Origin of the sequence: Sphingomonas beigongshangi (assembly GCF_016820445.1) — a bacterium.
GTDB lineage: Bacteria > Pseudomonadota > Alphaproteobacteria > Sphingomonadales > Sphingomonadaceae > Sphingomonas > Sphingomonas beigongshangi.
Map to the genome: position 1 here is coordinate 158424 of NZ_JADHDT010000005.1, position 25372 is coordinate 183795.

The 25372-nt window shown below is 68.2% G+C and carries 34 protein-coding genes; 9 read left to right on the forward strand and 25 right to left on the reverse strand.

From position 1 onward, the window contains the following. Positions 1-78 precede the first annotated feature (78 nt). Together gmk and IQ292_RS10285 are read left to right on the forward strand one after the other, a co-directional pair. Complete coding sequence (gmk, locus tag IQ292_RS10280) at positions 79-726, forward strand: guanylate kinase (protein WP_203310226.1); 648 nt, start codon at positions 79-81, stop codon at positions 724-726. A 64-nt stretch (positions 727-790) separates the two neighbouring features. Further along, on the forward strand, positions 791-2365 hold the full coding sequence (locus IQ292_RS10285; protein ID WP_203310227.1) for an MFS transporter: 1575 nt from the start codon (positions 791-793) through the stop codon (positions 2363-2365). Between the two features lie 3 nt (positions 2366-2368). Here IQ292_RS10285 and IQ292_RS10290 read toward each other — a convergent pair whose 3' ends face one another. From IQ292_RS10290 to IQ292_RS10315, 6 genes are read right to left on the reverse strand one after another with little or no spacing between them, the layout of a single operon-like run. Further along, complete coding sequence (locus IQ292_RS10290; RefSeq protein WP_203310228.1) at positions 2369-3052, reverse strand: ATP12 family chaperone protein; 684 nt, start codon at positions 3050-3052, stop codon at positions 2369-2371. After that, positions 3049-3267 carry a hypothetical protein gene (locus IQ292_RS10295; RefSeq protein ID WP_338057619.1) on the reverse strand — a complete coding sequence of 73 codons (219 nt, stop codon included), beginning with the start codon at positions 3265-3267 and terminating at the stop codon, positions 3049-3051. The genes IQ292_RS10290 and IQ292_RS10295 overlap by 4 nt, the downstream gene beginning before the upstream one ends. Then, a complete protein-coding gene (locus tag IQ292_RS10300) occupies positions 3264-3917 on the reverse strand; it encodes an HAD-IA family hydrolase (RefSeq protein WP_203310229.1) in 654 nt (217 codons plus the stop codon). Before IQ292_RS10300 ends, IQ292_RS10295 begins: the two co-directional genes overlap by 4 nt. A 5-nt stretch (positions 3918-3922) precedes the next feature. Continuing rightward, positions 3923-5023 carry an RluA family pseudouridine synthase gene (locus tag IQ292_RS10305; RefSeq protein ID WP_203310230.1) on the reverse strand — a complete coding sequence of 367 codons (1101 nt, stop codon included), beginning with the start codon at positions 5021-5023 and terminating at the stop codon, positions 3923-3925. Continuing rightward, positions 5020-5394 (reverse strand): fluoride efflux transporter CrcB, encoded by a 375-nt coding sequence (gene crcB / locus IQ292_RS10310; protein ID WP_203310231.1) that lies wholly within the window; start codon positions 5392-5394, stop codon positions 5020-5022. Before crcB ends, IQ292_RS10305 begins: the two co-directional genes overlap by 4 nt. Positions 5395-5448: 54 nt before the next feature. Next, the gene (locus IQ292_RS10315) at positions 5449-6177 is read right to left on the reverse strand and encodes a hypothetical protein (protein WP_338057620.1); all 729 of its coding nucleotides are present in this window, start codon (positions 6175-6177) and stop codon (positions 5449-5451) included. Between the two features lie 166 nt (positions 6178-6343). Here IQ292_RS10315 and IQ292_RS10320 point away from each other — a divergent pair, with 166 nt between their 5' ends. Continuing rightward, positions 6344-6565: a hypothetical protein gene (locus tag IQ292_RS10320; RefSeq protein WP_203310232.1), complete on the forward strand. Its 222-nt coding sequence runs from the start codon at positions 6344-6346 to the stop codon at positions 6563-6565. 64 nt (positions 6566-6629) lie between these two features. Here IQ292_RS10320 and IQ292_RS10325 read toward each other — a convergent pair whose 3' ends face one another. The 5 genes from IQ292_RS10325 to IQ292_RS10345 all read right to left on the reverse strand — a co-directional run bounded on the left by IQ292_RS10325 (position 6630) and on the right by IQ292_RS10345 (position 9342). Beyond that, positions 6630-7220 carry a glycine zipper 2TM domain-containing protein gene (locus tag IQ292_RS10325; RefSeq protein ID WP_203310233.1) on the reverse strand — a complete coding sequence of 197 codons (591 nt, stop codon included), beginning with the start codon at positions 7218-7220 and terminating at the stop codon, positions 6630-6632. Between the two features lie 150 nt (positions 7221-7370). Further along, positions 7371-7796 (reverse strand): OsmC family protein, encoded by a 426-nt coding sequence (locus IQ292_RS10330; RefSeq protein ID WP_203310234.1) that lies wholly within the window; start codon positions 7794-7796, stop codon positions 7371-7373. Between the two features lie 132 nt (positions 7797-7928). Then, entirely contained in the window at positions 7929-8243 is a 315-nt protein-coding gene (locus IQ292_RS10335; RefSeq protein ID WP_203310235.1) for a glycine zipper 2TM domain-containing protein, read from the reverse strand. 144 nt (positions 8244-8387) lie between these two features. Next, positions 8388-8603 (reverse strand): hypothetical protein, encoded by a 216-nt coding sequence (locus IQ292_RS10340; protein WP_203310453.1) that lies wholly within the window; start codon positions 8601-8603, stop codon positions 8388-8390. A 154-nt stretch (positions 8604-8757) separates the two neighbouring features. Then, positions 8758-9342 (reverse strand): hypothetical protein, encoded by a 585-nt coding sequence (locus IQ292_RS10345; RefSeq protein ID WP_203310236.1) that lies wholly within the window; start codon positions 9340-9342, stop codon positions 8758-8760. A gap of 505 nt (positions 9343-9847) precedes the next feature. On the opposite strand from IQ292_RS10345, the gene IQ292_RS10350 reads away from it, so the two are divergent. The 3 genes from IQ292_RS10350 to IQ292_RS10360 all read left to right on the forward strand — a co-directional run bounded on the left by IQ292_RS10350 (position 9848) and on the right by IQ292_RS10360 (position 10988). After that, entirely contained in the window at positions 9848-10072 is a 225-nt protein-coding gene (locus tag IQ292_RS10350; protein WP_203310237.1) for a hypothetical protein, read from the forward strand. 335 nt (positions 10073-10407) lie between these two features. Continuing rightward, positions 10408-10833, forward strand: a complete 426-nt coding sequence (locus tag IQ292_RS10355) for an ExbD/TolR family protein (RefSeq protein WP_203310238.1) — start codon at positions 10408-10410, stop codon at positions 10831-10833. Next, positions 10830-10988 carry a hypothetical protein gene (locus IQ292_RS10360; RefSeq protein ID WP_203310239.1) on the forward strand — a complete coding sequence of 53 codons (159 nt, stop codon included), beginning with the start codon at positions 10830-10832 and terminating at the stop codon, positions 10986-10988. The genes IQ292_RS10355 and IQ292_RS10360 overlap by 4 nt, the downstream gene beginning before the upstream one ends. Positions 10989-11082: 94 nt before the next feature. Here IQ292_RS10360 and IQ292_RS10365 read toward each other — a convergent pair whose 3' ends face one another. The 6 genes from IQ292_RS10365 to IQ292_RS10390 all read right to left on the reverse strand — a co-directional run bounded on the left by IQ292_RS10365 (position 11083) and on the right by IQ292_RS10390 (position 13783). Then, the gene (locus IQ292_RS10365) at positions 11083-11346 is read right to left on the reverse strand and encodes a DUF2442 domain-containing protein (protein WP_203310240.1); all 264 of its coding nucleotides are present in this window, start codon (positions 11344-11346) and stop codon (positions 11083-11085) included. After that, entirely contained in the window at positions 11339-11638 is a 300-nt protein-coding gene (locus tag IQ292_RS10370) for a DUF4160 domain-containing protein (RefSeq protein ID WP_238940985.1), read from the reverse strand. The genes IQ292_RS10365 and IQ292_RS10370 overlap by 8 nt, the downstream gene beginning before the upstream one ends. Positions 11639-12046: 408 nt before the next feature. Next, positions 12047-12244 carry a KTSC domain-containing protein gene (locus IQ292_RS17910; protein WP_420853676.1) on the reverse strand — a complete coding sequence of 66 codons (198 nt, stop codon included), beginning with the start codon at positions 12242-12244 and terminating at the stop codon, positions 12047-12049. A 1-nt stretch (position 12245) separates the two neighbouring features. After that, positions 12246-13304 (reverse strand): ribonucleotide-diphosphate reductase subunit beta, encoded by a 1059-nt coding sequence (locus tag IQ292_RS10380; protein WP_203310242.1) that lies wholly within the window; start codon positions 13302-13304, stop codon positions 12246-12248. A gap of 9 nt (positions 13305-13313) precedes the next feature. Further along, complete coding sequence (locus IQ292_RS10385) at positions 13314-13586, reverse strand: hypothetical protein (protein ID WP_203310243.1); 273 nt, start codon at positions 13584-13586, stop codon at positions 13314-13316. Continuing rightward, positions 13583-13783, reverse strand: coding sequence for a hypothetical protein (locus IQ292_RS10390; RefSeq protein ID WP_203310244.1), 201 nt, complete (start codon positions 13781-13783; stop codon positions 13583-13585). Before IQ292_RS10390 ends, IQ292_RS10385 begins: the two co-directional genes overlap by 4 nt. 56 nt (positions 13784-13839) lie before the next feature. Here IQ292_RS10390 and IQ292_RS10395 point away from each other — a divergent pair, with 56 nt between their 5' ends. Further along, the gene (locus IQ292_RS10395; protein WP_024310411.1) at positions 13840-14088 is read left to right on the forward strand and encodes a DUF2171 domain-containing protein; all 249 of its coding nucleotides are present in this window, start codon (positions 13840-13842) and stop codon (positions 14086-14088) included. 137 nt (positions 14089-14225) lie between these two features. On the opposite strand, the gene IQ292_RS10400 is transcribed toward IQ292_RS10395, so the two are convergent. From IQ292_RS10400 to IQ292_RS10410, 3 genes are all read right to left on the reverse strand, one after another. Continuing rightward, complete coding sequence (locus IQ292_RS10400; RefSeq protein ID WP_203310245.1) at positions 14226-14600, reverse strand: DUF559 domain-containing protein; 375 nt, start codon at positions 14598-14600, stop codon at positions 14226-14228. Positions 14601-14844: 244 nt separating this feature from the next. Next, a complete protein-coding gene (locus IQ292_RS10405; RefSeq protein WP_203310246.1) occupies positions 14845-16770 on the reverse strand; it encodes a ribonucleoside-diphosphate reductase subunit alpha in 1926 nt (641 codons plus the stop codon). Positions 16771-17234: 464 nt separating this feature from the next. Then, entirely contained in the window at positions 17235-19877 is a 2643-nt protein-coding gene (locus tag IQ292_RS10410) for a putative bifunctional diguanylate cyclase/phosphodiesterase (RefSeq protein ID WP_238940986.1), read from the reverse strand. A gap of 172 nt (positions 19878-20049) precedes the next feature. On the opposite strand from IQ292_RS10410, the gene IQ292_RS10415 reads away from it, so the two are divergent. Continuing rightward, the gene (locus IQ292_RS10415) at positions 20050-21588 is read left to right on the forward strand and encodes a fumarate hydratase (RefSeq protein ID WP_420853687.1); all 1539 of its coding nucleotides are present in this window, start codon (positions 20050-20052) and stop codon (positions 21586-21588) included. Between the two features lie 160 nt (positions 21589-21748). After that, entirely contained in the window at positions 21749-22183 is a 435-nt protein-coding gene (locus tag IQ292_RS10420; RefSeq protein ID WP_238940987.1) for a hemerythrin domain-containing protein, read from the forward strand. Between the two features lie 4 nt (positions 22184-22187). On the opposite strand, the gene IQ292_RS10425 is transcribed toward IQ292_RS10420, so the two are convergent. From IQ292_RS10425 to IQ292_RS10445, 5 genes are all read right to left on the reverse strand, one after another. Then, positions 22188-22694: a hypothetical protein gene (locus tag IQ292_RS10425; protein ID WP_203310248.1), complete on the reverse strand. Its 507-nt coding sequence runs from the start codon at positions 22692-22694 to the stop codon at positions 22188-22190. Further along, complete coding sequence (locus IQ292_RS10430) at positions 22691-23197, reverse strand: hypothetical protein (RefSeq protein WP_203310249.1); 507 nt, start codon at positions 23195-23197, stop codon at positions 22691-22693. Before IQ292_RS10430 ends, IQ292_RS10425 begins: the two co-directional genes overlap by 4 nt. Beyond that, positions 23194-23706 (reverse strand): hypothetical protein, encoded by a 513-nt coding sequence (locus tag IQ292_RS10435; RefSeq protein WP_203310250.1) that lies wholly within the window; start codon positions 23704-23706, stop codon positions 23194-23196. The genes IQ292_RS10430 and IQ292_RS10435 overlap by 4 nt, the downstream gene beginning before the upstream one ends. Further along, on the reverse strand, positions 23706-23942 hold the full coding sequence (locus tag IQ292_RS10440; RefSeq protein ID WP_238940988.1) for a helix-turn-helix transcriptional regulator: 237 nt from the start codon (positions 23940-23942) through the stop codon (positions 23706-23708). Before IQ292_RS10440 ends, IQ292_RS10435 begins: the two co-directional genes overlap by 1 nt. Before the next feature lie 807 nt (positions 23943-24749). Then, entirely contained in the window at positions 24750-25283 is a 534-nt protein-coding gene (locus IQ292_RS10445) for a hypothetical protein (RefSeq protein WP_203310252.1), read from the reverse strand. Positions 25284-25372 lie beyond the last annotated feature (89 nt).

A 25372-nucleotide genomic window follows, 5' to 3' on the forward strand; every position in this document is an offset into this window, starting at 1 on the left:
AGCCGCCGATAAATTTTTCCGCAGTGCAGCAGGCCGCGGGTGCTTGACGCCCGCGGCCTTCGCGCGTCACTAGCGCACATGCCGACGACCCCTGCCGATCCGCACAACTTCAAGCGTCGTGGAGTCCTGTTCGTCCTTTCCTCGCCTTCGGGTGCGGGCAAATCGACCATCGCGCGCAAGTTGCTCGCCGCCGATCCGGAACTGGCCATGTCGGTCTCCGCGACGACGCGCCCGATGCGACCCGGCGAGGTCGAGGGCAAGGATTATCATTTCGTCGATCTCGAGGAATTCCGCCGCATGGTGGCGGAAGACGAATTCTTGGAATGGGCGCACGTCTTCAACCATCGCTACGGCACGCCCCGCGCGCAGGTCGAGTCTATGCTGGCGGCGGGCAAGGACGTGCTGTTCGACATCGATTGGCAGGGTGCACAGCAGCTGTTCCAGATCGCCGGGGGCGATGTGGTGCGGGTCTTCATCTTCCCGCCCTCAATGGAAGAACTGCGTTCGCGGCTGACCAATCGCAACACCGACTCGGCCGAGGTGATCGAGGCGCGTATGGCGCGCGCGGCGAACGAGGTCAGCCACTGGGACGGCTATGACTATGTGCTGGTCAACGACGATGTCGAACGCTGTTTCGAAGGCGTGCGCACGATCCTGGCGGCGGAGCGGCTGAAGCGGTCCCGCCAGACCGGCCTGATCGGCTTCATCCGCAAGCTGACGCGCTGATCGCGCCCTCTTCCCTCACGCATCGGGCTGTTGCTATCGACGCGATCGGTATGGGAGGGGCGGTATGAGCAGCACGCTGAGCGGAAGGCAGGCCACATGGGCCTTCGTTCTGGGCTGTGTCGCGGTGACGCTCGGCGTGCTTGCGCACCTGCCGATGTTCGCGATGGCGCGGACGATGCACTACCGGCTGGCGGGAATGCCGATGGACCCGCTGATGCTGGCCGGCATGGCGTCGATCGTCGCGGGGACCCTGCTGGCCGCCTATGGCCTGCTGCCGCGCAATGTGGCGGCCCAGCGCGCTGCCGCGGCGGATATCGTGATCGCCGCGCCGGAGGATGCGCCCCTATCAGCCGCGCATTGGGGGCTCATGGCGGTGCTCGTCGTCGCCCTCATCATCGACGTGATGAAGCCTGCATCGCTCGGCTTCACCGTGCCGGGAATGATTGGCGAATATGGCGTCCCGAAGCGGACGGTGTCCCTCGTCCCCTTCTTCGCGCTTGCCGGCACCGTCACGGGGTCGGTGCTGTGGGGGTGGATCGCCGACGTCTATGGGCGAAAGGCGTCGATCCTGCTGTCCGCGGTCATGTTCGTCGGCACCTCGATCTGCGGCGCGATGCCCAGCCTCGCCTGGAACATCGCGATGTGCTTCATGATGGGGGCGGCGGCGGGCGGGATGCTGCCGGTCACCTATGCGTTGCTCGCCGAGATGATGCCGAGCCGCCACCGCGGCTGGAGCCTCGTGCTGGTCGGCGGGTTGGGCGCAGTCGGCGGCTATTTCGCCGCGAGCGGCCTGTCCGCCGTGCTGCAACCGGTCTTTGGCTGGCGCATCCTGTGGCTCGCCAACCTGCCGACGGGACTTACGCTTGTGCTGCTCGGCGCACTCATCCCGGAATCGGCGAAATTCCTGCTGGCGCGGGGACGCGCCACGGAAGCGGAGGCGGTGATGCGCCGGTTCGGCGCGAAGGCGCGGCAGGCCGGACCTGCGGTGCTGGCGGAAAAGCGCGGATCGCATGCGCTTACCGGCCTCGGGCTCTACGGCAAGCTCGCGGCGCTGAGTATCTGCGCGCTGTCCTGGGGGCTGATCAATTTCGGGTTGCTGCTGTGGCTGCCCGCCGATCTCGTCGCCAAGGGCTATTCGGTCGGGGTCTCGAGCCGGCTGTTGGCCGAAAGCGCGCTGATCGCCTTTCCCACCGTCTTCGTCGCGGCGCTGCTCTATAGCCGCTGGAGCACCAAATGGGCGCTGGCGACGATGATCGCGCTGACGCTGGCGGGGCTGGTGCTCGTCCTGCGACTGGAACTGGCGGGAACGGGCAGCCCGGTGCTGCCGGTGGCCCTGCTGATCGTCGGGACTAATGGCATCATCGCGATCGTCCTGCCCTATACCGCGGAAAGTTTCCCTCTGAAGGTCCGTGGCCGCGCGACGGGCTGGGTCGCGGCCTGTACCAAGGCCGGGGGTCTGATCGCACAGGGACTGACGATCGCCGGCATCTCGCTGTCGATGGGCAAGGCGGCGACACTGGTCATGGTGCCGACGGTCGTCGCGTTGACGCTCGTTGGGTGGTTCGGGCAGGAGACGCGGGGGCGCGACCTGCGCGACCTCGACGTCGATAGCGGCCAGATCGGCCACGCAGAAGCGTAAGGGTCAGCCCAGCGCGCCGAGGAAGCGCACCGCCGCGTCATAGTCGTGGCGACGGCCGGCGCGGGCCTGCTCGGCGAGGGGGTCGCGTCCCCAATGCTCGGCCTGCCAGTCCTCATCGACATTGGCGGCCGCCCAGATCGTATCGGCGTCACCTGCACGCTCTATCAGCGCGAGCGCGAGCACGAGCGATCCGGTGATCGTCACGATGGGTGACAAAGCGGCGAGGCGGAAGCCGTCGAGCGCCGCGACCGCCTCACCCAGCCGGGCCAGGGTCGCTGCGGGCTGCGCCTGATGGACGATGCCCTGCGTGACAACGAAGTGCACGTCGTACCGGCTCCGCGCCCAGTCCAGCCATGGGTCCCATTCCGCGGCCTGGCGGTCGGCCAATTGCTCGGGCTCCGCGGCGCGATAGCAAAGCAGGTCACTCTCGCCATAGGCCGAAAGACCGGCGGCGAATGCGCCATGCTCGGGCCCGACGCGGTCGATCGCGGCATTGGCGAGGCCGGTGAGCGGCATGGCTCGCGGGTCCAGGGTGTCCCCGACGGCGTTCCATTCCGCCGCAACCGCGTCCGCCAGGGCATCGGTCGGCAGCGCGAGCGGGGTGCGGCCCGGGGTGCGCACGGGCCGCCCGTCCAGCGTCACGACGCGATCGGCATCGACCCGCGCCTGCTGCCAGAAGCGCTTCATGCGCCCGGGCTCCGCCAGCGATGCGCGAGGCTGGCGGGCACGATCGCGATCACCGCCAGCGCGGACAGGACGATCGCGACTCCGAGGACCTTGACCGGGATATCGTGCGTCCGCGCCGCGAGGATCATACCGAACACCGCACCGGCGGTCCCGGCCAGGCGAATGCCGACCAGCGCCATCCAGCGCCGCATCGCGAGCCGGTCCTGCGGCATCATGCGAGCATCCCCGGCAGCGCGTGCACCTCTTCGGCGACGACATCCGCGCCGGCGCGGGCGAGGTCGTCGCGATCGTGATAGCCCCAGGCGACCCCCACCGCGCGCGTGCCCGCGGCCTTCGCCATCGCCATGTCGAAGCTGGTGTCGCCGATCATCGCGGTCTCATGCGCGGCCGCGCCTGCCTCCGCCATCGCGGCGAGCAACATCGACGGATCCGGTTTCGAAGGATGCCGGTCAGCCGTCTGCAGCGTGACGAAGCGATGCGTCAGGCCGTGATGCGCCAGGATATGCGCCAGCCCGCGATCGGACTTGCCGGTCGCGACGCCGAGCAGCCAGCCGTCCGTCTCCAGCCGGTCGATCACGGCGGCGATGCCGTCGAACAGGGGTTCCTCCGCCATGTCGCCGCTGGTGCGCAGGTCGAAGAAGGCCTGCTTGTAATCGGCCGCCATGCGGCGATGCGTCGCGTCATCGTCTTGCGGCAGCAGCGCTTGCAACGCCTCGACCAAGCTGAGCCCGACGATTCGGCGGATCGCCGCGCGGGGCGGGGCGGGACGATTCGCGATGGCGAACGCCTTCTCCATCGCCCGGCAGATATTGGCCTGGCTGTCGACGAGCGTGCCGTCGCAATCGAACACGGCGAGACGCGGCATCCCGATCAGTCCCGATTGCCGCGCCGGCGACGCTCGCCGCGGTGTTCCTTGCGCATCGTCTTGGCATGCGCCTTCGCCCGCTGCTTGAGGACCGACTTGGGAGGCGGGCCCTTCTTCGGTTCCTCGAGCGGCATGGCATCGCCCTGCGCCTCCTCGAAGCCGAGGCTCGCCAGGCTTTCGGCGAAGTGCGTCGGCAGCGCGGCGACCTCGTCGAGCGACCCGCCGTCGGGATGGTCGACGCGGATGCGGCGCGCATGCAGGTGCATCTTGCGGCTGATCCCGCCGGTCAGGAAGGCGGCAGGGCCGCCATATTTACCGTCGCCGACGATCGGATGGCCGATCGCCGCCATGTGGACGCGCAGCTGGTGCGTGCGGCCGGTGAAGGGCTGGAGTTCCACCCAGCAGCAGCGATTGCCCGCCCGCTCGATGACCCGGTAGCGCGACCGGGACGGCTGGCCGTTCTCCTCGTCGACGTGCATCTTCTCGCCGCCGGTGCCGGGCTGCTTGGCGATCGGCAGGTCGACCATCCCGTCGTCGATCGAGGGCACACCGACGACCAGCGCCCAATAGACCTTGCGCGCGGTACGGCCCGAAAAGGCCTTGGCGAAGAAGGCCGCGGCGCGGCTGGTGCGGGCGACGAGCAACGCGCCGCTCGTGTCCTTGTCGAGACGGTGGACGAGCTTGGGCCGGCTGTCCGCCTCGAACTGCAACGCATCGAGCAGCGCGTCGACGTGCTCCGTCGTCTTGGTGCCGCCCTGCGTCGCCAGGCCGGGCGGCTTGTTGAGGACGAGCGCCTGCGCATCCTTGTGGATGACCATCTCGCGGGCGAAGGCGATCTGGTCATCCGTCAGGGGGACACGCTCGCGCTGCGGGCGTGGGCTCGCCGCGGCGGGGGCAGCTTCGGCCGGGGGAACGCGCAGCACCTGGCCGGCGGCGATGCGATCGCCGGGCGTGGCGCGGGCGCCGTCGACGCGGAGCTGCCCGGTGCGCGCCCATTTCGCGACGATGGTGAAGCTCGTCTCGGGCAGGTGCCGCTTGAACCAGCGGTCGAGGCGGATGCCGTCGTCGTCGATGCCGACGGTGAACTGGCGGACGGCGTCGCTCATGCCATGCCCCGTGCCAGGGCAAGGCCGCCGGCGAGCGCGAGGATCGATCCCGTCACCGAAACGAGCACATAGGCAAGGGCGAGCGGGGCGGCGCCGCGCTCCATCATCGTCACCGCGTCCAGCGAGAAGGAGGAGAAGGTGGTGAAGCCGCCGAGCACGCCGACGCCGAGGAACAGGCGCCACGTCTCTCCGCCCGAACCGAACCGCGCCAGGCTGCCGACGAGCAGGCCCATCAGCAACCCGCCGATCAGGTTCACGGCGAGCGTGCCGTAGGGGAAAGCGGGGCCGAGCAGGTGCAGCGTGGCGCGGCCGACAAGGTGCCGCGCGCCGCTGCCGAGCGCGCCGCCGAGCATGACGAGGACGAGAGGCATGGCAGCCCCCTACCGGAAATGGGCGAGGAAGGGAAATGCCGCTGCGACGGCGCGTCAGCGCGTCACGAGGTCGACGTCGGTGCCGCCGCCGGGGCGGGGGGTGGCGTAGAGGATGAAGGCGGCATCGCCGTGCGTGCCGCCGAGTACGTGGCGGGCGCCGTCGGCCTGATGCTCCGCCGAATAGCCGGCGCGGGTGACCCGGGCATTGTACCAGTCGAGGATGCGGCCGGTCGGCGCGCTGCTGGCGAAGCTGACGATGCGCAGCCCGCAGGCGTCGTTGCCGGCGGCTTCGAGGACGCGGGCGTCGGGGTAGAGCGGGACGTTGGCGGGAAGGCGGTTCGCCCAGCCGGCCGAATAGGAGACCGCCTGCGCGCAGGCCGCCGTCGCCGGTGCCTGGCGGCGGGCGAGCTCGCCGAGCGTCAGCGCGCCGTCCGCCTTGCGGCACGCCGGACAATCGCCCTTCGCCGCCGGGACCGGCTTGAGGTCGGCGGCGGTCACGCCGTCGGGGCGGGCGCCGGCGGCGTCGGGCGGCACCGAGCCGGCATCGGGGCGGCTGGGCGGGCGGACGACATTGGTGTTGGCGCTCTGCGTCATCGCCGGATCGACCATGATCTGGTCGCGCAGCGCCGCGGTGAGCGCGGGGTCGCGCTGGTTGGCGGGCTTCGCCCCCTCGGTCAGCTCGCGGTCGAGGCTGTCGAGATCCTGCTGCGGCGGCGCGGCGGGCTTGCCGCAGGCGGCGAGCAGCGGGGCGAGCAGCAGGGGCAGGGCGCGAGTCGGCAACACGGGCGGGACCGTGCCGCGGCCGCCGCTAAGGAACAAGCGACAAGCGTGGTTAACCCGGCGCGACCGCGTCGCCGTGCCGGAGCGGGACGTGCCGGGGCGGGACGTGCCGGGGCAGGGCGGGGCGTCGGGGCTTGTCTGCCGGGGCGCAGGGGCCATCTTTGCGGACATGCTCAACATCATCTCCGTGCTGATCGGCCTCGTCACCCTGGTGCTGGGACTGATCGCCTTCGTGCCGCTGCTGGGCTGGCTCAACTGGCTGGTCATTCCGATCGGGATCGTCGGGGCGGCGGTGGGCGCATTGTCGTCGAGCAACGGCGGCCGTAACCTCAACCTGATCCTGATCGTCATCTTCGCCATCCGCCTGAGCCTGGGCGGCGGCATCCTCTGACGCGGGACGGGGCCCGGCGATCGCTCGCCGGGCCCCGCCCTTCGCAGGTCAGCCGATCAGCCGATCAGCGGCAGACGACCTGACCACGGTCCACCGACTGGCCGAGCAGCGCGCCGCCGGCGCCGCCGATCACCGTGCCGAGCAGACGCGAGCCGCCGCCGGCGATGACGTTGCCGAGCACGCCGCCCGCCAGGCCACCGACGATCAGACCCGTCGTGCCGTCCGACCGGCGGCAATAGTAGCGCCCGTCGTTGCCGCGGTAGACGCGGTCGTTCCGGGTCAGCCGGCGCGGCTGGTAGTAGCGGCCGTCGCGATAGTAACGGTCGGCGTAATACGCGCGCTGGCCCGGCGGCAGGCGGTTGTAGTCATAGTTGCGCCAGCCGCGCCAATCGTCGCGGCGGTCCTGGCGGATGTCGCGCAGGTCCTCGCGCCGGTCCTTGCGGGCGTCGCGGACCTGGTCGCGATAATCGCGCCGCGCTTCCCGCACGTCGCGCGGCGAATCGGCGTTGCGCAGGTCGCGGCGATAGTCGCGCTGCGCGTCGCGCACCTCCTTGCGATACTCGCGGTTCGCCTGCCACGGCGTGTCCTGCGCCGCGGCGGGGATCGCCGCCAGGGTGGTGGCGGCCAGCGCGGCCATCAGAAAGGCGTTACGCATCTGAGCTCTCCTTCATAATGCAGGTCAGGAAAACGGCCCGCGCGGGTGACAGTTGCGTGAACGGAAAACTACATCCGGTTCATGATCGGGACAGGGAGCCTGCCCATTCCGTCATCCCGATCCGCAGACCGGGATGACGGCCGCCGGCCTTCAGCCGAAGGTGGTTTCGAGCGTGATGTCGGCGTTGAGCACCTTCGACACCGGGCAGCCGGCCTTGGCCTCGTTGGCGATACGCTCGAACTCCGCCTGGTCGATGCCGTCGACATGGCCCTTCAGCGTCAGCGCAGAGCGCGTGATCGTGAAGCCGTCGCCGTCCTTGTCGAGCGTCACCTTGGCGGTCGTCTCGAGCGTGCCCTGGCTGTGACCGGCCTGCGCCAGCGCGAAGGACAGCGCCATGGTGAAGCAGCTGGCGTGCGCGGCGGCGATCAGCTCTTCGGGATTGGTGCCGGCGCCATCCTCGAACCGGGTGTTGAAGCCATATTGCGTGTCGCTGAGCACGCCCGACTGCGTCGAGACGTGACCCTTGCCATCCTTGCCGAGTCCTTCGTAGCGGGCCGAGCCCGAGCGCGTCACCATCGTCTGTCTCCTCAAGTCATCGAGAACGGGGCGCCGCGATTGCTCGCGACGCCCCGGCCCAACGCGTGAACGCGCATTTGGCGGCAACCGGAAAATGACGCGAAGATGAGCGTCACCCGGCCGCCGGTCGGATCAGCGGCAGCCGCGACGGCTGCGCTGGCTGCTGCGGTCGACCTCGCGGCCGAGCAGGCCGCCCGCCACCGCGCCGCCGAGCGTGCCGAGCGTGCGGTCGCCGCGCGTGTCGATCGTGCGCCCGAGCAGCGCGCCCGCGACGCCGCCGACGACGAGGCCGGTGGTGCCGTCCGGCTTGCGGCAGCGCAGGCGGCCGCGATCGTCGCGCCACTCGCGATACTTGTAGCGCTGGGCACCCGCCTGCGACACGGGCACCGCCATCGTCGCCGGGATCACCATCGCGGTACAGCCGAGGGCCAGCATGAACTTGCGCATCGTAACACTCCCTTTCATCGGAAAATCATGTTCAACCAACGCGGTCCGGATAGTGACGGTTGCATGAACCCACGACAACGTTCCGTTCAGGAAACGAAAGGGTGGCAGGCGCGCGCCCGGCCGCCCGGTTCAGCCCGCCCCGGTTCAGCCCAGCGCGTTGACCAGTGCCGCCACGTCGGGATCCTGCGCGGGCGACTCGGCGGGCGGGGCCTCTGGCGTCGAGGACGCGCCGGGCGCGGCGGGGCGCGCGCGATGCGGCCCCGTCAGGCCGCCGGCCATGTCGGCCACCGCCCATAACAGCCCCGCCGCCCAGAGCAGGGCGGCCCAGCGGCTGCGGAAGAGGCGGGGGCCGGGGATCATCGCACCCGCCGTCCTGTGCCACGCGCGCTTGCGATCGCGTTGCGGGACACGGTTAAAGCGCCCCCGTGGCGCCCGAAAGGTCGCTAAGGTCACGGTGTTTCGCCTTAATCCCGGACGGCACCGCCGCCGCGCGGGCGGCGCGGGTGCGGTGCGCTCAGCAGCGCAGCGTCGGATCGTCGTCGTGCAGCGTATCCGCATCGTGCGGCGCGTCGGGGCAATCCTCCGCCGCGACGTCGCACAGCTGGTCGAGCGCACCGGGCAGCGCGCGCTGCGCCACGCCGACGCGGTCGGTGCCGAACGCGTTGCTGGCGGAGGTCGGCCCGAACAGATGCGGCATCGTCTTCGCCAGCAGGAATTCGGTCATGCGATCCGACGGCACGCGCGTTTCCGACACGATCGTGCCGTCCTTCCACTTCGTACGGATCGCGCCGTTGATCGCACGATCATAGGCGACCGCGAGCAGCCGATGCCCGGCGGCGAGCTGCGCCTGCGTCCAGGCATGCGCGAAGGCGGCGGCGCGGGGGTGGAGGCGCAGCCGATAGGCGGAGCGCGCGCTCATGCCCGCCACCTCCGCCGCGGCGGCGACGCTGCCCGTCTCGGCGAGCGTGGCGAGGAAGCGGCGCTGCCGATCCACCGTCCAGCCGTCCGCGCGCGTGCGCAGCGTCGGCGCGCGATAGGCGGGCGGCCCGGCATCGGCGGCAGGTCCGGACGGGGCGGACGGTTCGGGCAGGGCGGGCATGGTCGACTCCTCGCGTGGTTCTCCTTCACCACTATAACCAAATGGGCTCGTTCTGTCGAGATGGTTGGTACAGCCTCGCGGATGGCGGGGGCGGGCGACGGAGGCGGTGCGGGCATGCACACGCGCGTGATGGCGCTGGCGGAGGGCTGTGCCGGGCGGCCGGCGACGGGCGGCAAGGGGGCGGCACGCTGATCTTGTCGGTTTTTCAAAGGGGTGGCGGCGGGATCGCTTCGCGTCGTCCGGAAAGCCGGCTACGGCGGGTGCGAAGCTTGCCGCTCTGCGTCCTCGGGCTTAGAATGCCGCTTCCCGCGGAGACGCGGGCGGGGCCTAGAATCCTCGCAAGACAAGAGCCGGTCTCGATACGACCGGGTGGCGGACGCGCATGTCCAGGCCACCCGGCTAAAGGCGCCCGCGCCTAACTTGTCTTAGGTTTCTAGCACCCGGTTCTTCGAAGCGACGGCGTGCCCCCGGGGGGCACGCCGGCGGCTTCCCGATGGGGGGTGTTATGGCGAAGACGGTGGAAACGGCGATGACGCTGATGCTGATGGCGGCGGGGCTGCTCGACAAGGCGGGCGAGCGCGACGGGGCGGTGAAGCTGCGCGAGGCGATCGACACGGTGCGATGCGGCCCCGGCCTGACGGCGGCGGACCCGCCGATGGACTATGGCGACGCGCCCGTGGCGCGCGGCGGGATGCTCGGGCGGATCGTGGGCTGGTTCCGGCGGGAGTAGCGTGCCCGGTGTGACGCGAGGGGGTGACGCGAGGGGTAACGGGGCGGGGTGAGGGCCGACCCCGGCGCCGGACTTGGGGCGGGACGACATCAGGTCGAACCACGCCGTCATTGCGAGCGTAGCGAAGCAATCCAGGCCTTCCTGGTCCGACTCTGGATTGCGTCGCTCCGCTCGCAATGACGGATCAATGGTATGCCATTATGCTCTAGTGCCGGACCTGATGTCGGACCCCAGTGCCGGATCGGCGTCGCCCCGACGCGGACCGCTCGCACGAAGCCGCTTGACGCCACCCCGCAAACGTGATGCCATAACATCACATTGACGGGAGACGTGATATGCGACGCCAGCGTGCCTTCGCCCCTTCCTATGCCGCCGCGCCGGTCGGCGAGCCTTTGTCGGAGCTCAACATCACGCCGCTGATCGACGTCATGCTGGTGCTGCTGGTGATGATGATCCTGACCCTGCCGCAGGTGCTGCACAAGGTGCCGATCGACCTGCCGCAGGATGTGAAGGTGCCGCTGGCCGAGCGGGTCACGCACAGCCTAGCGCTGCTGCGCGACGGCGGCGTGGTGCTCGACGGCGCGCCGGTGCCCGTCGCCGCGCTGCCCGCGCGGCTGGCGGCGGTGAAGGCGGACCCCAAGGCACTGCTGGTGATGCGCACCGATCCGGAGACCCGCTACGAACGCTTCGACCAGACGCTCGCGGTCGTGAAGCGCGCGGGGATCACGCGGCTGGGGTTCGTGGGGAATGGGCCTTTGTGAGCGACGCACGCGACGGGGGTTATGCCGCGTGGAAGCGGGCGAAGATCGAGCGGGGATTGGCGCAATGCCGTGACCGGTCCGCGATGATCCCGGCCGACGCGATCGTGACGGAATTTGCGGCCGGACGCGACGGGCGCTCCGACGGCTTTCGGTGAACGGCCTGTGTTCCTGCGTACGCAGGAACCCAGAGTATCGGAGCGCTGCGTTCGTGACCCTGGGCTCCTGCGTGCGCAGGAGCACGCGGGAGGATCAGGCTGCGGGGCGGGTGAGCGCGCCGCTCGCTGCGAGGCGGCGGTGCAGCGCGTCGGCGGAAAGTTCGAAGCCGTTCGGCCAGGCGAGCGCGCCCCCATCGATGAAGGCGCGGGCGAAATAGGCGGGATCCGCGAGCGGGCGCGTCATCACCGTGTCGCGGGCGATCAGGTCGGCTGCCGACCAAGCTGCATGGCTGCCGTCGCTGAAGGTCAGCGTCAGTGCATCGGCGCCCGTGACGGCGATGTGGACCAGCTTAATCATCGAGGTCGGCTCCGGCGATCATCTCCAGCGGCTCCAGCGCGATGCCGCGCTGCCAGTTTGCCATGAGTTCGTCGTGATGGTCGAGCGCCCATTGCCGCACAATCCGCGCCGCCTTGCGGGGTAGCGATCCCTGCGTGATCTCGCCGTCCTCAATACGAACGAATGCCTCGAAGCCCTGATAGGCCGCATGGAAGTGCGGTGGCGGGTGATCGTCGAAATACATGCGGATCACAATGCCGAAGAAGAGCGAGACGACGGGCATTAACGTCTTTGAACCTCCGATGGCGATCATTGGAGTCAAAGCGAGCGGCCATTAAGGCCGCTCGCCCTTATGCGGCTGCTGCCTGAATCATACGTGCCTTAGCTGCCTTAAGGGCAGCTAAGGCCTGATCGCGGCCGAAATAATTTTCGGCTGATCGAGCAACGAGGGTCCGGTTGTCGTCAAAACAATACCATCTCCACATTGACGCTTCATCCATATGCAACCAGAAGCAAAGTGACTCCATAAGGTTGCCCCATAGGAAATATTCAATACGCGATCATTTTTCCTGCGGGCCGCGAGAGAAAACCTGTTGTGCGCCGGTGTTCCGGTTCGACGTAGCGTTAAGTCTGTGTGCGGCCGCCCGTTTTCACGCGCGGGATATATACGTCAGTATCTTGCGTGACCTCCTTTCAGTTTATCTAGCATAGATTATTCAAGTTAGAGGTCGCGGTATCGATCTCTAATGTGATTGTTAAAAAATGCGCCTTTGGAACCGGCTGCTAGTAATTGATTGTAAACGTCGACCGGTACTCCGAAATAGGAGTACCGGCCTGAGTCATTGAACCAGATATCTAACCTGCCTGCTATCGCGTCATATTCAACGCGGTGCATGGCCGATGAGCTTACGTGTGGCATCTCACTCCGCTGCCACGCCAGCCCGCGAGAACATATCGCCCTCGACGGCGCCCGCGTCCTCGTTCGCCGGCTTGGCGCCCTTGGCCTTCTGGCGCTTGTCGAAGCTGTCCCAGACGTCGTTCCACTGGCCCTTGGTCGCCGCCTTCGAATATTCGGTCGCGCGGGTTTCGAAGAAATTGGCGTGCTCGACACCGTTGAGCAGCGGCGTCAGCCACGGCAGCGGGTGCTCGTCGATCATGTAGATCGGCTTCAGCCCCAGCTGGCCCAGCCGCCAGTCCGCGATGTAGCGGATGTACTTCTTGATCTCCTTGGGCTTCATCCCCTCGACCGGGCCCATCTCGAACGCCAGGTCGATGAAATTGTCCTCCAGCCGGATCGTCGTCTGGCACACGTCGGCGATGTCGTCCTTCACCGCCTTGGTCAGGCACTGCCGCTCCTGGCAGAAGGCGTGGAACATGCGGATGATGCCCTCGCAATGCAGGCTCTCGTCGCGCACCGACCAGCTGACGATCTGGCCCATGCCCTTCATCTTGTTGAAGCGCGGGAAGTTCATCAGCATCGCGAAGCTCGCGAACAGCTGCACGCCCTCGGTGAAGCCGCCGAACATGGCGAGCGTGCGCGCGATGTCCTCGTCCGTATCGACGCCGAAGTTCTGCATGTAATCATGCTTGTCCTTCATCTCGGCATATTCGAGGAAGGCGCCATATTCGCTCTCGGGCATGCCGATCGTGTCGAGCAGATGGCTGTAGGCGGCGATGTGCACCGTCTCCATGTTGCTGAACGCGGTCAGCATCATCTTGATCTCGGTCGGCTTGAACACGCGGCCGTACTTCTCGTGGTAGCAATCCTGCACCTCGACGTCCGCCTGCGTGAAGAAGCGGAAGATCTGCGTGAGCAGGTTGCGCTCGTGATCCGTCAGCTTCTGCGCCCAGTCGCGGCAATCCTCGCCCAACGGCACCTCTTCGGGGAGCCAGTGGAGCTGCTGCTGACGCTTCCAGAACTCGAACGCCCAGGGGTATTCGAACGGCTTGTACTGCTTGGAGGCTTGGAGGAGGGACATGGGGTCTTCCTATTTCGAACTAAGTTGAGAAAAGGCCGCGTTGACGGCAATAAAGATTATCGCGATGCCGAGGGTGCGCGCGAAGATGGGGCGCATGTAAGGGGTTTGGCGGGGTCTTATCATTAAGTCGGCGCCGATGATCACGGCGATAGCAATGCCGATCCAGTTAGCCCATCCCGGCAATTGCCAGCCGAAATACAGCCGCAACACGGTGAACGCCAGAACCAGTAGGCTAGACACGGCCAATTGGTAGACTTGCGAGCGATTGACGTCGATGCTCATCCGCCGACGCTCCACCGCTGCATCTGGCCGGCGCCGACCGCGAGCAGCACGCCCGCCGACAGCGCCATGATGCCGACCATGCGCAGCACATAGGTGCGCGCCGGGCCGCCCTCGCGCAGCAGCAGCAAGAGGCTGGCGGCGCCGATCAGGATCAGCACCAGCGCCACGCCGTACATGATGAGCGACTGACGGATCATGCATCCATTCCCCGCGATGCTCGTTTCGCGTCCGACCCCCTTGAAGGAGACCCAGCATGCACGACCATAGCAACATCAAGGAACATATGAAGGTCATCGGCGCCGACGGCGTCCATGTCGGCACCGTCGACCATGTCGAGGGCGAACGCATCAAGCTGACCAAGACCGACTCGCCCTCCACCGAGGACGGGCAGGGCGCCAAGCATCATTACCTGCCCGCCGGCCTGGTCGCGGAGATCGAGGGCGACACCGTCCGCCTGTCGGCCACCGCGCAGAACGCGCAGGACATGTTCGAAGAGGCGTGAGCCATCATTCCCTCTCCCCTCGTGGGAGCGTCGGGTAGACATCGTCCCGCGCTGTCTAGGCCATGCTGGGAGCATGGCCGGCCCGACGCTGGAGGGACCCGCAGCCGCAGGCTGTGGGAAGGTGAGGGTGGCACCGGTCATGCGGTGCCACCCTTTTGCTTGCCCGCCAGATTCGCGCCGATGCGCGCCACGACACCGTCGAGGTTCGTCATCACATCGGCGTTGGCGAAGCGGATCACGACATAGCCTTCGGATTCGAGGAAGCGGGTGCGCTGCGCGTCCCGTTCCGGTTTCAGCGCATGGTCGTCGCCGTCGATCTCGATGATCAGGCGGATCGAGAAACACAGGATGTCGGCAAAGAAGGGGCCGACCGGTGCCTGGTGGCGCCATTTCAGCGCCGGATAGGCTTCGCGTAGCGCCCGGAGCAGGCGGCGTTCGGGTTCGGGCGCGGCACGGCGCAGCTGCCGGGCGCGGGGAACCGTACCGATCGGCTGTCGCTCGTAGAGGCGCACCTGCCCTCACCCTTCCGCCGCTTCGCGGCTCCCTCCCTCTCCCGGGGGGAGAGGGAATTGCCGGCCGCCTCAACCCCTCTCCCCCCGGGAGAGGGAGGGGCCCGCCCGGCGCAGCCGGGTGGGAGGGTGAGGACAGCCTTTCGAACCACATCCGCCACGCCGTCAGACATCGGCGGCCTTGCCGCCGCTGCTGCCCGCCGTGGCGAGTCTTCGGATCGCTACGCGATCCGAAGCCGCCCGCACCTCACTGACAGGCGAGGCACTCATCGTAATCGGTCGTCTCGCCGATCTCGAACTTGGGCGCGCTGATCGTATTGTCCGCCTCGACGCCGCCCGAACCCGCGAAGCCGGCGCGCTGCACCGACTTGGAGCGCAGGTAGTAGAGCGACTTGATGCCCAGTTCCCAGGCGCGGAAGTGGAGCATCAGCAGGTCCCACTTCTCGACGTCCGCCGGGATGAACAGGTTCAGCGACTGCGCCTGGTCGATATAGGGCGTGCGGTCGCCGGCGAGTTCGAGCAGCCAGCGCTGGTCGATCTCGAAGCTGGTCTTGTAGCAATCCTTCTCCTCCTGGCTGAGGAAGTCGAGGTGCTGGACGCTGCCGCCATGCTCGAGGATCGAGTTCCACACCGCGTCGGAATTCTTCGCCTTCTCGATCAGCAGCTTCTCGAGATAGGGATTCTTGACCGAGAAGCTGCCCGACAGCGTCTTGTGCGTGTAGATGTTGGCGGGGATCGGCTCGATGCAGGCGCTGGTGCCGCCGCAGATGATGCTGATCGACGCGGTCGGCGCGATCGCCATCTTGCAGCTGAACCGCTCCATCACGCCGACGTCGGCGGCGTCCGGGCAGGGGCCGCGCTCGGCGGCGAGCGTCATCGACGCCTGATTCACCTGCGCGTTGATGTGCTTGAAGATCCTGAGGTTCCAGCTCTTCGCCATCGCGCCTTCGAAGGGCAGGCCGCGCGCCTGGAGGAAGGAGTGGAAGCCCATCACGCCCAGGCCCACCGAACGCTCGCGGCCGGCGGAATAGGCGGCGCGCTCCATGCCCGGCTCGTGCCGGTCGATGTAATCCTGCAGCACGTTGTCGAGGAAGCGCATCACGTCCTCGATGAACTGCTTGTCGTCCTTCCACTCGTCCCACGTCTCGAGGTTGAGGCTGGACAGGCAGCAGACCGCGGTGCGGTCGTTGCCGAGATGGTCGACACCGGTCGGCAGCGTGATCTCGCTGCACAGGTTCGACGTCGACACCTTGAGCCCCAGCTCGCGGTGATGGCGCGGCATCGCCTTGTTCACGTGATCGGCGAAGACGATGTACGGCTCGCCGGTCGCGAGGCGGGTCTCGACCAGCTTCTGGAACAGCGCGCGCGCATCGACCTTGCCGCGGACCGAGCCGTCCTTGGGGCTCTTCAGCTCCCACTCCCGGCCGTCGCGCACCGCCTCCATGAAATCGTCGGTCAGCAGCACGCCGTGATGGAGATTGAGCGCCTTGCGGTTGAAGTCGCCCGACGGCTTGCGGATCTCGAGGAACTCCTCGATCTCCGGATGGCTGATGTCGAGATAGCAGGCGGCGGAACCGCGGCGCAGCGAGCCCTGCGAGATCGCCAGCGTCAGCGAGTCCATCACGCGGACGAAGGGGATGATGCCGCTGGTCTTGCCGTTGAGGCCGACCGGCTCGCCGATGCCGCGCACATTGCCCCAATAGGTGCCGATGCCGCCGCCGCGCGACGCCAGCCAGACGTTCTCGTTCCACGTGTCGACGATGCCGTTGAGGCTGTCGGGCACCGAATTGAGGTAGCAGCTGATCGGCAGGCCGCGACCCGTGCCGCCGTTCGACAGCACCGGCGTCGCGGGCATGAACCACAGACGGCTGATATAGTCGTAGATCCGCTGTGCATGCGCGGCGTCGTCGGCATAAGCGGAGGCGACGCGCACGAAGAGGTCCTGGAAGCTCTCGCCCGGCAGCAGGTAGCGATCCTTCAGCGTCTCCTTGCCGAAGTCGGTGAGCAGCGCGTCGCGGCCGTGGTCGACGTCGAGCGCATAGGGGCGCGCGACCGCGCGGCTGCCGGTGGCGGCAGGCGCCGCCGCGACGTCGCCGGACGCGGGGTCCTGCGCCAGGATGGGAGCGAGCATATCGGTGGTCATGACTGCGTCCTGCGTATCCCTGAAATCCATCGCCAAAAGCGCTCCTTCATATCCGTCTTCGCCTGCGCTTCGGCAGCGGCACGGGCGGTTGGTCCGTCCATGGCGCCGATCGGCGGAGACCCGACATATTTCGCCTGGTCGAGGGCGCGCGGCGTCTCTCCACACCCTATATAGGGTGTGCGATCGACACCAGTAGTAGGGTGCTCCCCCGAGACCAACCCCAACAAATTGTGGCAAACCGTCGCGGGAGGCAAGAGGATTAATGGCGTGCCAGCCATCCGGTTCCCGCCGTTTCCGGACCGTCCTAGCAGGGTCGAACGCGCGACGCGCGGACTTCTGCGGGTTTCCCAAAGTGCAAGCGCAGAAGCCGCCTGGAAAAAAATTTTCACCGGCCGCCGATGGGTCCGGGACGGGCTGGAATGGCGTGGGCGCCGACGCTTCGCCGGAAGGGGCGGCCGCGCGATGTTGCGGCGCCACGCGCCGCCCATGGCGGGTCAGGCGGTGCGGCGCAGCGGGCGGGCCGGCTGGGGCGCCAGGCGCGACAGGTCGAATTCGTGGAGGAAATGCAGCCCCGCCCGGCCGTCGTGGGCCCAGGCGACGCGCGCGGGCACCATTTCATGCTCCACCAGCTCGATCGACACGTCCATGCCGACCGAATTGCCGGCGATCGACAGCCCTTCGACCATCACCCCCATGGGCGAGATGTTGCGGATGCGCACGTCGCCGGTGGCGCTGCCGACCGTGATCCGTGCGGTGCGCAGCATCTTCGTACGCGGGCGGCGGCTGACCTTGTGGCCGGTCGGCGCGATCACGCCGCCGCCGAGCTGGCCGACGACCTCGGCATCGAGCACGGGCGGGCCGTAGACGAAGCCCTGGATGTGGCTGACGCCCAGCGCGCGGACCAGCGCGATTTCGTCCTGTACCTCCACGCCCTCGGCGGTCGTTTCCATCCCCAGCGTATCGGCGAGCGTGACGATCGCCTTGATGATCGCCGCGTTGCGGCTGGCGGGCTGCGCCGCGCCGCGCACGAACGACTGGTCGATCTTGATCTTGTCGAACGGCGCGTTGCGCAGATAGCCGAGCGAGGAATAGCCCGTGCCGAAATCGTCGAGGCTCAGGCGCACGCCGAGCCCCTTCAACGCCTTGAACATCGCGTCCGACGAGTCGTTGAGGAACGCGGTCTCGGTGATCTCCAGCTCGAGCCGATGCGCGGCGAGCCGGGCATGCGCGAGCGCGCTGGCGACGAGCGTGGGCAGCGTCGGGTTGGCGAACTGGAGCGGCGAGACGTTGACCGCGACGCGCACGGCGCGCGGCCAGCACGCGGCGGCGGCGCAGGCGGTCCGCAACACCCATTCGCCGATCGGTGCGATCAGGCCCGATTCCTCAGCGACGGGGATGAAGGTGGCGGGCGAGATCGGCCCCTGCGTCGGGTGGTTCCAGCGCAGCAGCGCCTCATAGCCGACGATCCGCTCGTCGACCGTACCGACCAGCGGCTGATAGACGAGGTGGAACTGCCCCTCCGCGAGCGCGGTGCGCAGATCGTCCTCGAGCTGCTTGCGCGTGCGCGCGCCGGCCAGCATCGCGTCGGTGTAGAAGCGATGCACGCCGCGCCCGTCCGCCTTCGCGGCATAGAGGGCAAGGTCCGCGTTGCGGATCAGCTCCTCGGCATCCTCGCCATGGTCGGGCGCGATGGCGATGCCGATCGAGCAGCCGATCGATACCGACGTGCCGCTGATGAAATAGGGTTGCGACAGCGATTCGATCAGCTCCTGCGCCAGCTGAGCGAGGGCATTGCGCTTGTCGAGGCCGGGGAGCAGCACCTGGAACTCGTCGCCGCCTAGCCGGCCGACCAGCCCCGCGTCGCCGACGCCGCGCTGGAGACGCTGCGCCACCTGGACGAGCAGGGCGTCGCCCGCCTGGTGGCCGAGCGTGTCGTTGACCGCCTTGAACCGGTCGAGGTCCATCAGGAAGAGCGCGGCGGGACGGTAGGAGGCGCCCTGCTGCTGCAGCGTCTTGTCCAGGCTGTGGCGCATGCGCTGGCGATTGGCGAGGCCGGTGAGGCTGTCGAACAGCGCGAGACGCGTGATCTCGGCTTCCGAACGGCGCCGCTCGGTGAGGTCGCTGCCGGAGCCGATGAATCCCTGGAACCGGTCGAGATGGTCGATCAGCGGACGGCCGGAGATCGACCACCAGCGCCGTTCGCCTTCCGGCTGGCCGCCGTCGCGCACCGCGCGGACGGTATAGTCGGCGAAAGACGTCCGCGAGGAGAGATGGAAGGCGAGCGTGCGCTCCGTGCCCGGCGCGACGCTGTCCATCTGGAACAGGTCGGTGAGCAATTGCCCGATCGGCGCCTGCCCGTCGTAGGTCAGGTCGCCGGCGACCTTGTCCGACAGGTAGGTGAGGCGTCCGTAGCGATCGGTCTGCCAGAACCAGCCGTTACCATGCGCCTCGAACTCGCCGATCATGCGCGCGGCCGACTGGCCCGCTTCGCGGTCGCGGATCGACGCACGGGCGGCGGCGGCCTCGACGCGGGCGATGCGCAGGACGGCCGCGACGAGCGCGACGAGAAAGCCGGCGGCGAGGAGCGTCGCCAGCCATTGCTGCGACACGACGCCGAGCGTGACGACGAGGCTGGTGAGGAAGCCCAGGGACGCGGCGCGTAGCGGATGGATCGCGAGCGCGGTCGCGATCAGCGCGGCCAGCGTGGCGACGAAGGCCGCGGTCTGCGTCGGACCGTCGGCGAGCCCGGTCGTCGTCCACAGCATGGCGGTCAGCGTCGCCGCGATCCCCGCGCTGCCGACGACGAGCGCGCGCATGCGCAGGTGGATGGGCCAGCGCTGGCGTTCGCCCTGACTCAGCAGTAGCCACAGACAGGCCGCCAGCGCGATCATCGCCGCGGCTTCCAGCGCGGAGACGCCGGCGATCCACGACTGTCCCTGCACCACCGCGACGATCGGGAGCACCGCCGCGGCGGCGACTGCCATCATGCCGGCAAAGGGCCAGGTCACGGCGGCGGTCCGCAGGCGCGCGGCATGCTGGCGCGTGATCGGATCGTCGTGATCCTCCTTCAGGCCGAGCAGGTGCCAGACGGAGCCTTTTTCCGTGTCTTGCTCAGGTTTTGGAAGAAAGGCCCGCATATCCGATCCTTATGTGCCGAATCGTTTCCGAAGGGTTGCGAGGGGTGGGTGCGGTGGCGGACCGAGGGCGGTTTGCAGCGACCCATGCGGCCGGGTGGACGGGACTTGGATTGGCGCGGGGGGGCGCCTAAGGCTGCCCAGGTAAGAAGGAGCTTGCGCCCCCGTGACCGCCGTGACGCCCGTGACCATCCGCCCCGACGACCTGATCGACAGCGTCGCCGACGCGCTGCAGTTCATCAGCTACTACCACCCGATGGATTACATCCGCGCGCTGGGCGAAGCCTATGCCGCGGAGCAGAGCCCCGCCGCCAAGGATGCGATGGCGCAGATCCTGACCAACAGCCGGATGTGCGCCGAGGGGCACCGGCCGATCTGTCAGGATACGGGCATCGTCACCGTCTTCGTCAAATGGGGCCAGGACTGCCGCCTGGAGGGCGACCGGTCGCTTCAGGAGGTCGTCGACGAGGGCGTGCGGCGCGCCTATCTGCACCCCGAGAACAAGCTGCGCGCCTCGATCCTGGCGGACCCGGCGTTCACGCGGCGCAACACGCGCGACAATACGCCTAGCGTGCTGCACGTCGAGATGGTGCCGGGCGCGCAGGTGCATGTCGACGTCGCGGCCAAGGGCGGCGGCAGCGAGAACAAGACCAAGTTCAAGATGATGAATCCCAGCGATTCGATCGTCGACTGGGTGCTGGAGATGATCCCGCAGATGGGTGCGGGCTGGTGCCCGCCGGGAATGCTGGGCATCGGCATCGGCGGCACCGCCGAAAAGGCGATGGTGCTCGCCAAGGAATCGCTGATGGGCCAGATCGACATGGCACAGCTGAAGGCGCGCGGGCCCCGGAACGACCTTGAGGCGCTGCGCATCGAGCTGTTCGACAAGGTCAATGCGCTCGGCATCGGCGCGCAGGGGCTGGGCGGGCTGTCGACGATCCTCGACGTCAAGATTCTCGACTGGCCGACGCATGCCGCATCGAAGCCGGTGGCGATGATCCCCAATTGCGCCGCGACCCGCCACGCGCATTTCACGCTCGACGGCAGCGGGCCGGTGTTCCTCGAGGCGCCGAAGCTCGACGAATGGCCCAAGGTCGACTGGCAGCCCGACAGCGCCGCGATCCGCGTCGACCTCGACACGCTGACGCCCGAGGTGGTGGGGACGTGGAAGCATGGCGACCGGCTGCTGCTCAACGGCAAGATGCTGACCGGGCGCGACGCGGCGCACAAGCGGATCGCCGACATGCTGGCGAAGGGCGAGGAACTGCCCGTCGATTTCAGGGGGCGCGTGATCTATTACGTCGGCCCGGTCGACCCGGTCGGCGAGGAAGTGGTCGGCCCCGCGGGCCCGACGACCGCGACGCGGATGGACAAGTTCACGCGCATGATGCTGGAGCAGGGGCTGCTCGCGATGGTCGGCAAGGCGGAGCGCGGGCCGGCGGCGACGGAGGCGATCCGCGATCACAAGTCGGCCTATCTGATGGCGGTCGGCGGCGCCGCCTATCTGGTCGCGCGCGCGATCAAGGGCAGCAAGGTCGTCGGCTTCGCCGATCTGGGCATGGAGGCGATCTACGAGTTCGAGGTGAAGGACTTCCCCGTCACCGTCGCGGTGGATGCGGAGGGGCAGAACGTCCACGCGCTCGCGCCGCTGGTGTGGCGCGAGAAGATCGCACGGGCGAGGGAAGCCGGCGAGGGGATGCTGCAGCCGGCCTGACGCGCGCGGGAAGCGCGCGATGCGCGACGGGGCAAGCGCGCCGTGTCGGGTGCCGCATGCCGGCTAAGATGCTTTAACGAAAGGGAAACTCCGTACTCCTTACGCCGAGTCCCGGATCGCCGGGGGGCGATGCCACTGGTCTTGGCAAGGGGGGACGGACATGCTCAGCCGACTGACGCTGTCTGCGGAACATGAGGAATTGACGGACCTGGCCGCGGCGCTCGTCGACTGCGTCGGCGCGCCGGCACCGCGGCCGGATGCGGTCGGGCGGATCCGCTGGCAGCTGACCCGCAAGCTGCTCGCGCATCTCGCGAAGGAGGACAATCTGCTCTACCCGCGGCTGAAGGCGGGCAGCGATGCGCGCGCGGCGGCGCTCGCGCATCGCTTCGCCGACGAGATGGGGGACCTGGCGCATCGGTACCGCGCCTATATCGCGGACTGGCCCGCAGACAGGATCGCTGCCGACTGGCGCCGGTTCGGCATGGAAACCCGCCGCATCGTGCAGACGCTGAACCACCGGATCATGCGCGAGGAGACGGCGCTCTACGCGCTCCTGCCGGGGCCACCGCCGCAGCCCGGGCGGACCGCTGCCTGACGCCTCAGTCGTCGCCCTGCCAGCGCACCGTCCAGCTGGCATAGGCGGTGGGGAGGGCCATGACGATGATCTCCAGCAGGAAGATCGTCGCCATCGTGCCGCGCATGATCGCGTCGCGTGGGCAATCGAAGGCCAGCGCGGCGAGCAGCAGGAAGGCGGCGGCCCCGGTGACGACGACGAAGGTCGTAAACGCCGCCATATAGGATCGCGTGCGGATCGCGCGATCCCATTCGTCGACGCGCTCCACCGACCCGAACGGCTTCAGCGGACCCAAACCGACGATGAAGCCGCTGGCGCACATGGCGAGCGCCTGCATGCCGATGCCGATCGCGAAGCTGCCCCCCTTCAGACCGCCGAGCAAATTGATCGCATAGCCGCCGGCCGCCAGCGCGAGGGCGATCGCCGCCGGCCAGCGCATCGGGCGGCGGCGCGGGTGCCCCGAGGCGAGCGCGGGAACGCCGGTCCATTCGACGAGGCCGTCGAGGCGCTGCAGGATGGTCTTGTCGTTCATAGCGACTCGTCCTCCGGATCGGGCATGGGAACCATGATTTCGGCGAAGATGACGGGGAGGGCCAGCATCGTCATGACTATGGCATAGCCGATGCTGCCCCATTGCCCGGTCGTGCGCGGCACTGGCCAGCCGGCGCGGGTGGCGGCCATCAGCCAGAGGAACAGCGCCCCGATGACGCACAGGTCAATGAGGTAGGCGCGGCGCATCGCGTCCGACAGGGCCTTGCGCTCGAACTCGTCATATTTGGCAAAGCCTTGTGGACTGATCCACGCTCCCCGCGTGAAGGGCGAATGAAGCGCGCTGAGAAAGATCGGCATGCCCGTCGTCGTAATGCCCGGGACGAGTGCGCTATGGTCCCCAGGGTTCACCATCGACAGGACGGGCGTCGTCCAGATCAGCGCGAGACCGATCAGAAGCCCCCAGCGCTCCCAATAGCGGCGCGGCCGTTCGCGCGCTTCTGCGTCGTACCATTTGCGGAAGTCGTAGCCGTCGCGGTAGCTCATGCGGCGTCCTCGTCGGAGGGGAAGGGAATAGCGAATTCCGCGAACAAGGTCGGCAGGTTGCTGGCGACCGCCGCCAGCGTGAGCGCCCAGACCGCCCAGTCGCCCCAGCGACGCGGCATCGGCAGCGCATAGGCGGTCGCGACGGCGCACCATGTCAGCGCGGCGATCATTAGGATCACGACGATGCGATAGGCCCATTGCGTCGCGCGGAGTATTGCCTCGCGCTCGAACTCGTCGTGGCGGCCCACATACCATTGATCGCGCGCGAACGGCGATCGACCGCGCGAGACGTTGAACATCGCCATCGCGACGAACCAGCCGAGCGGTAGGCTGGAACCGTGCGCGTCGGGCAGCAGCGGCTGTGCGACGGCCAGCGCGACGCTGCCGACGACGGCGGCGAGCAGGTACCAGCGCAGGTGGCGGCTGCGATAGGGGCGCCCACCGGCGAACTCCGGCGGCATCTCGCCCCGCGCATAACGACCGGTCCAGCGGCGACTGTCGTAAGCCATCAGGCGTCTCCGGCCCGGCGCAGCGCGTCGGTGAGCGAGGGGAAGGGCGCGAGCGAGAAGACGAGATCGACGGGTACGTCGAAATAGGCGGCGATCTTCAGCCCCAGTTCGAGGCTGGGGTTGTAGTCGCCGCGTTCGAGATAGCCGATCGTCTGCGGATTGACGCCGACCGCCTCCGCCAGATCGCGGCGCGAGACGCCGCGGTCGTTGCGGAACAAGGCGATACGGTTGTGCATGCATAGATGATGCATGATGTGTTGTGTTTACACAACGATTCGTTCTCAAGAAACTGCGAAGTGCGCCGTTAAGGGATGTCTTGATCCTCCGATCCGGATCGACCGATCGTTGGTCTCGACAGCACTGCCGCGAGTCACGCCAGGATGGTTCAGGAACTTACGGCGCCCGGAACGGCCCGCCGGATCGTGCTCGTAAGGTTTGGTATCGAAACGGGCCAGCAAGTCGGTCGTTGTGGTGACGACGCGGGGCGCAGGCGACGGCGGCGTGCGGCCTGACATCCATAAGCGCATGCGTCGCGAAATCGCTGCCCGTCGCCTTCAGCTACCCGATTTTCGTCAAGGCGAGGCCGCGTCGTTGGTCGTCGTTGCGCGATGCCGGCCAGGTAGTGCGCGTGCGTCGAGGGCCTGCCGCCCTGCCGCCCTGCGCCGGATATGAGAAGAGGTTGCCGAGCATCCCTCCCGGGTATGCCCGACAACCCCTAAACATGGTCAGCGGCCGGAGAGCTCCAGCCCGGGAGACCATGCGGCCTCTTCAACCCTTGCCGGCATCGTTGATTGGGGGAGGATACCCCCCGATGCAGGCCGTATCGGGTCTTAGAAGCCGGTCCCCCGAACGAACTGAACCGACCCCATTGCTGAACCATGAGACATCGGATCACCTCCTTTCGCTTGTGATAGCCATGTGCCGGGGACCCCCGCCACGTCACCAATGTGCGTAAGCAGGGGCCGACATACAAGACTTGTTTTGTCGCAATCTTTGCACGAGAATCCGCCGCTTCGCGCCATGTGCGGCGCCACGGTCGCGGATCAGCCGCGGCAGTCCTCGATTACCCGGCCGACTTCGGCCCAGGCGGGCACGACGAGTGTCGCAGTACCGGCCTGCTGCACAGTGAAATGGCCGCGGCTGAACGCCATCGCGTCGAGCAGGCGGTCGTCGGGCGCGAGCGCGACCGCGACATAGGGCGGCGTGCCGCCGGTCGGCTGGACCGCGACGCCGCGCGTCAGGCTGGTGGTGCGGATCGTCAGCGGCCCCGTCGCGCTGCCCGCACGCGACAGATAGAGCCGCCGGGCCGCCACGTCGCAGCGCAGCGACAGCAGGGCATCGCCGCCGGCGGGTCCGAACAGCGCCAGACCGCCGCGCGCATCGCGGCGATAGCTCCAGGTCCCCGGCGTGGTCGGCCAGTCGCGCCAGTCGTCGCTCACCGGCTGCACGACCGGCGGGGGCGCCGGCAGGGCAGCGGGCGGCGGCGCGACGACCGGCCGGGCGGCGGACTGCGGAACGCACGCCGCGGCGGCGAGCGCCAAAAGCGGCACGGATAGAGGCGGATGACGGACGGGCATGGCGGCGGCTTATGGGCGATGCGCGCGGCTGCCTCAACCCGAGGCGCGCGGGAACCGGCGCGGCGGCAGGACGGTTCATCTGCATCAAC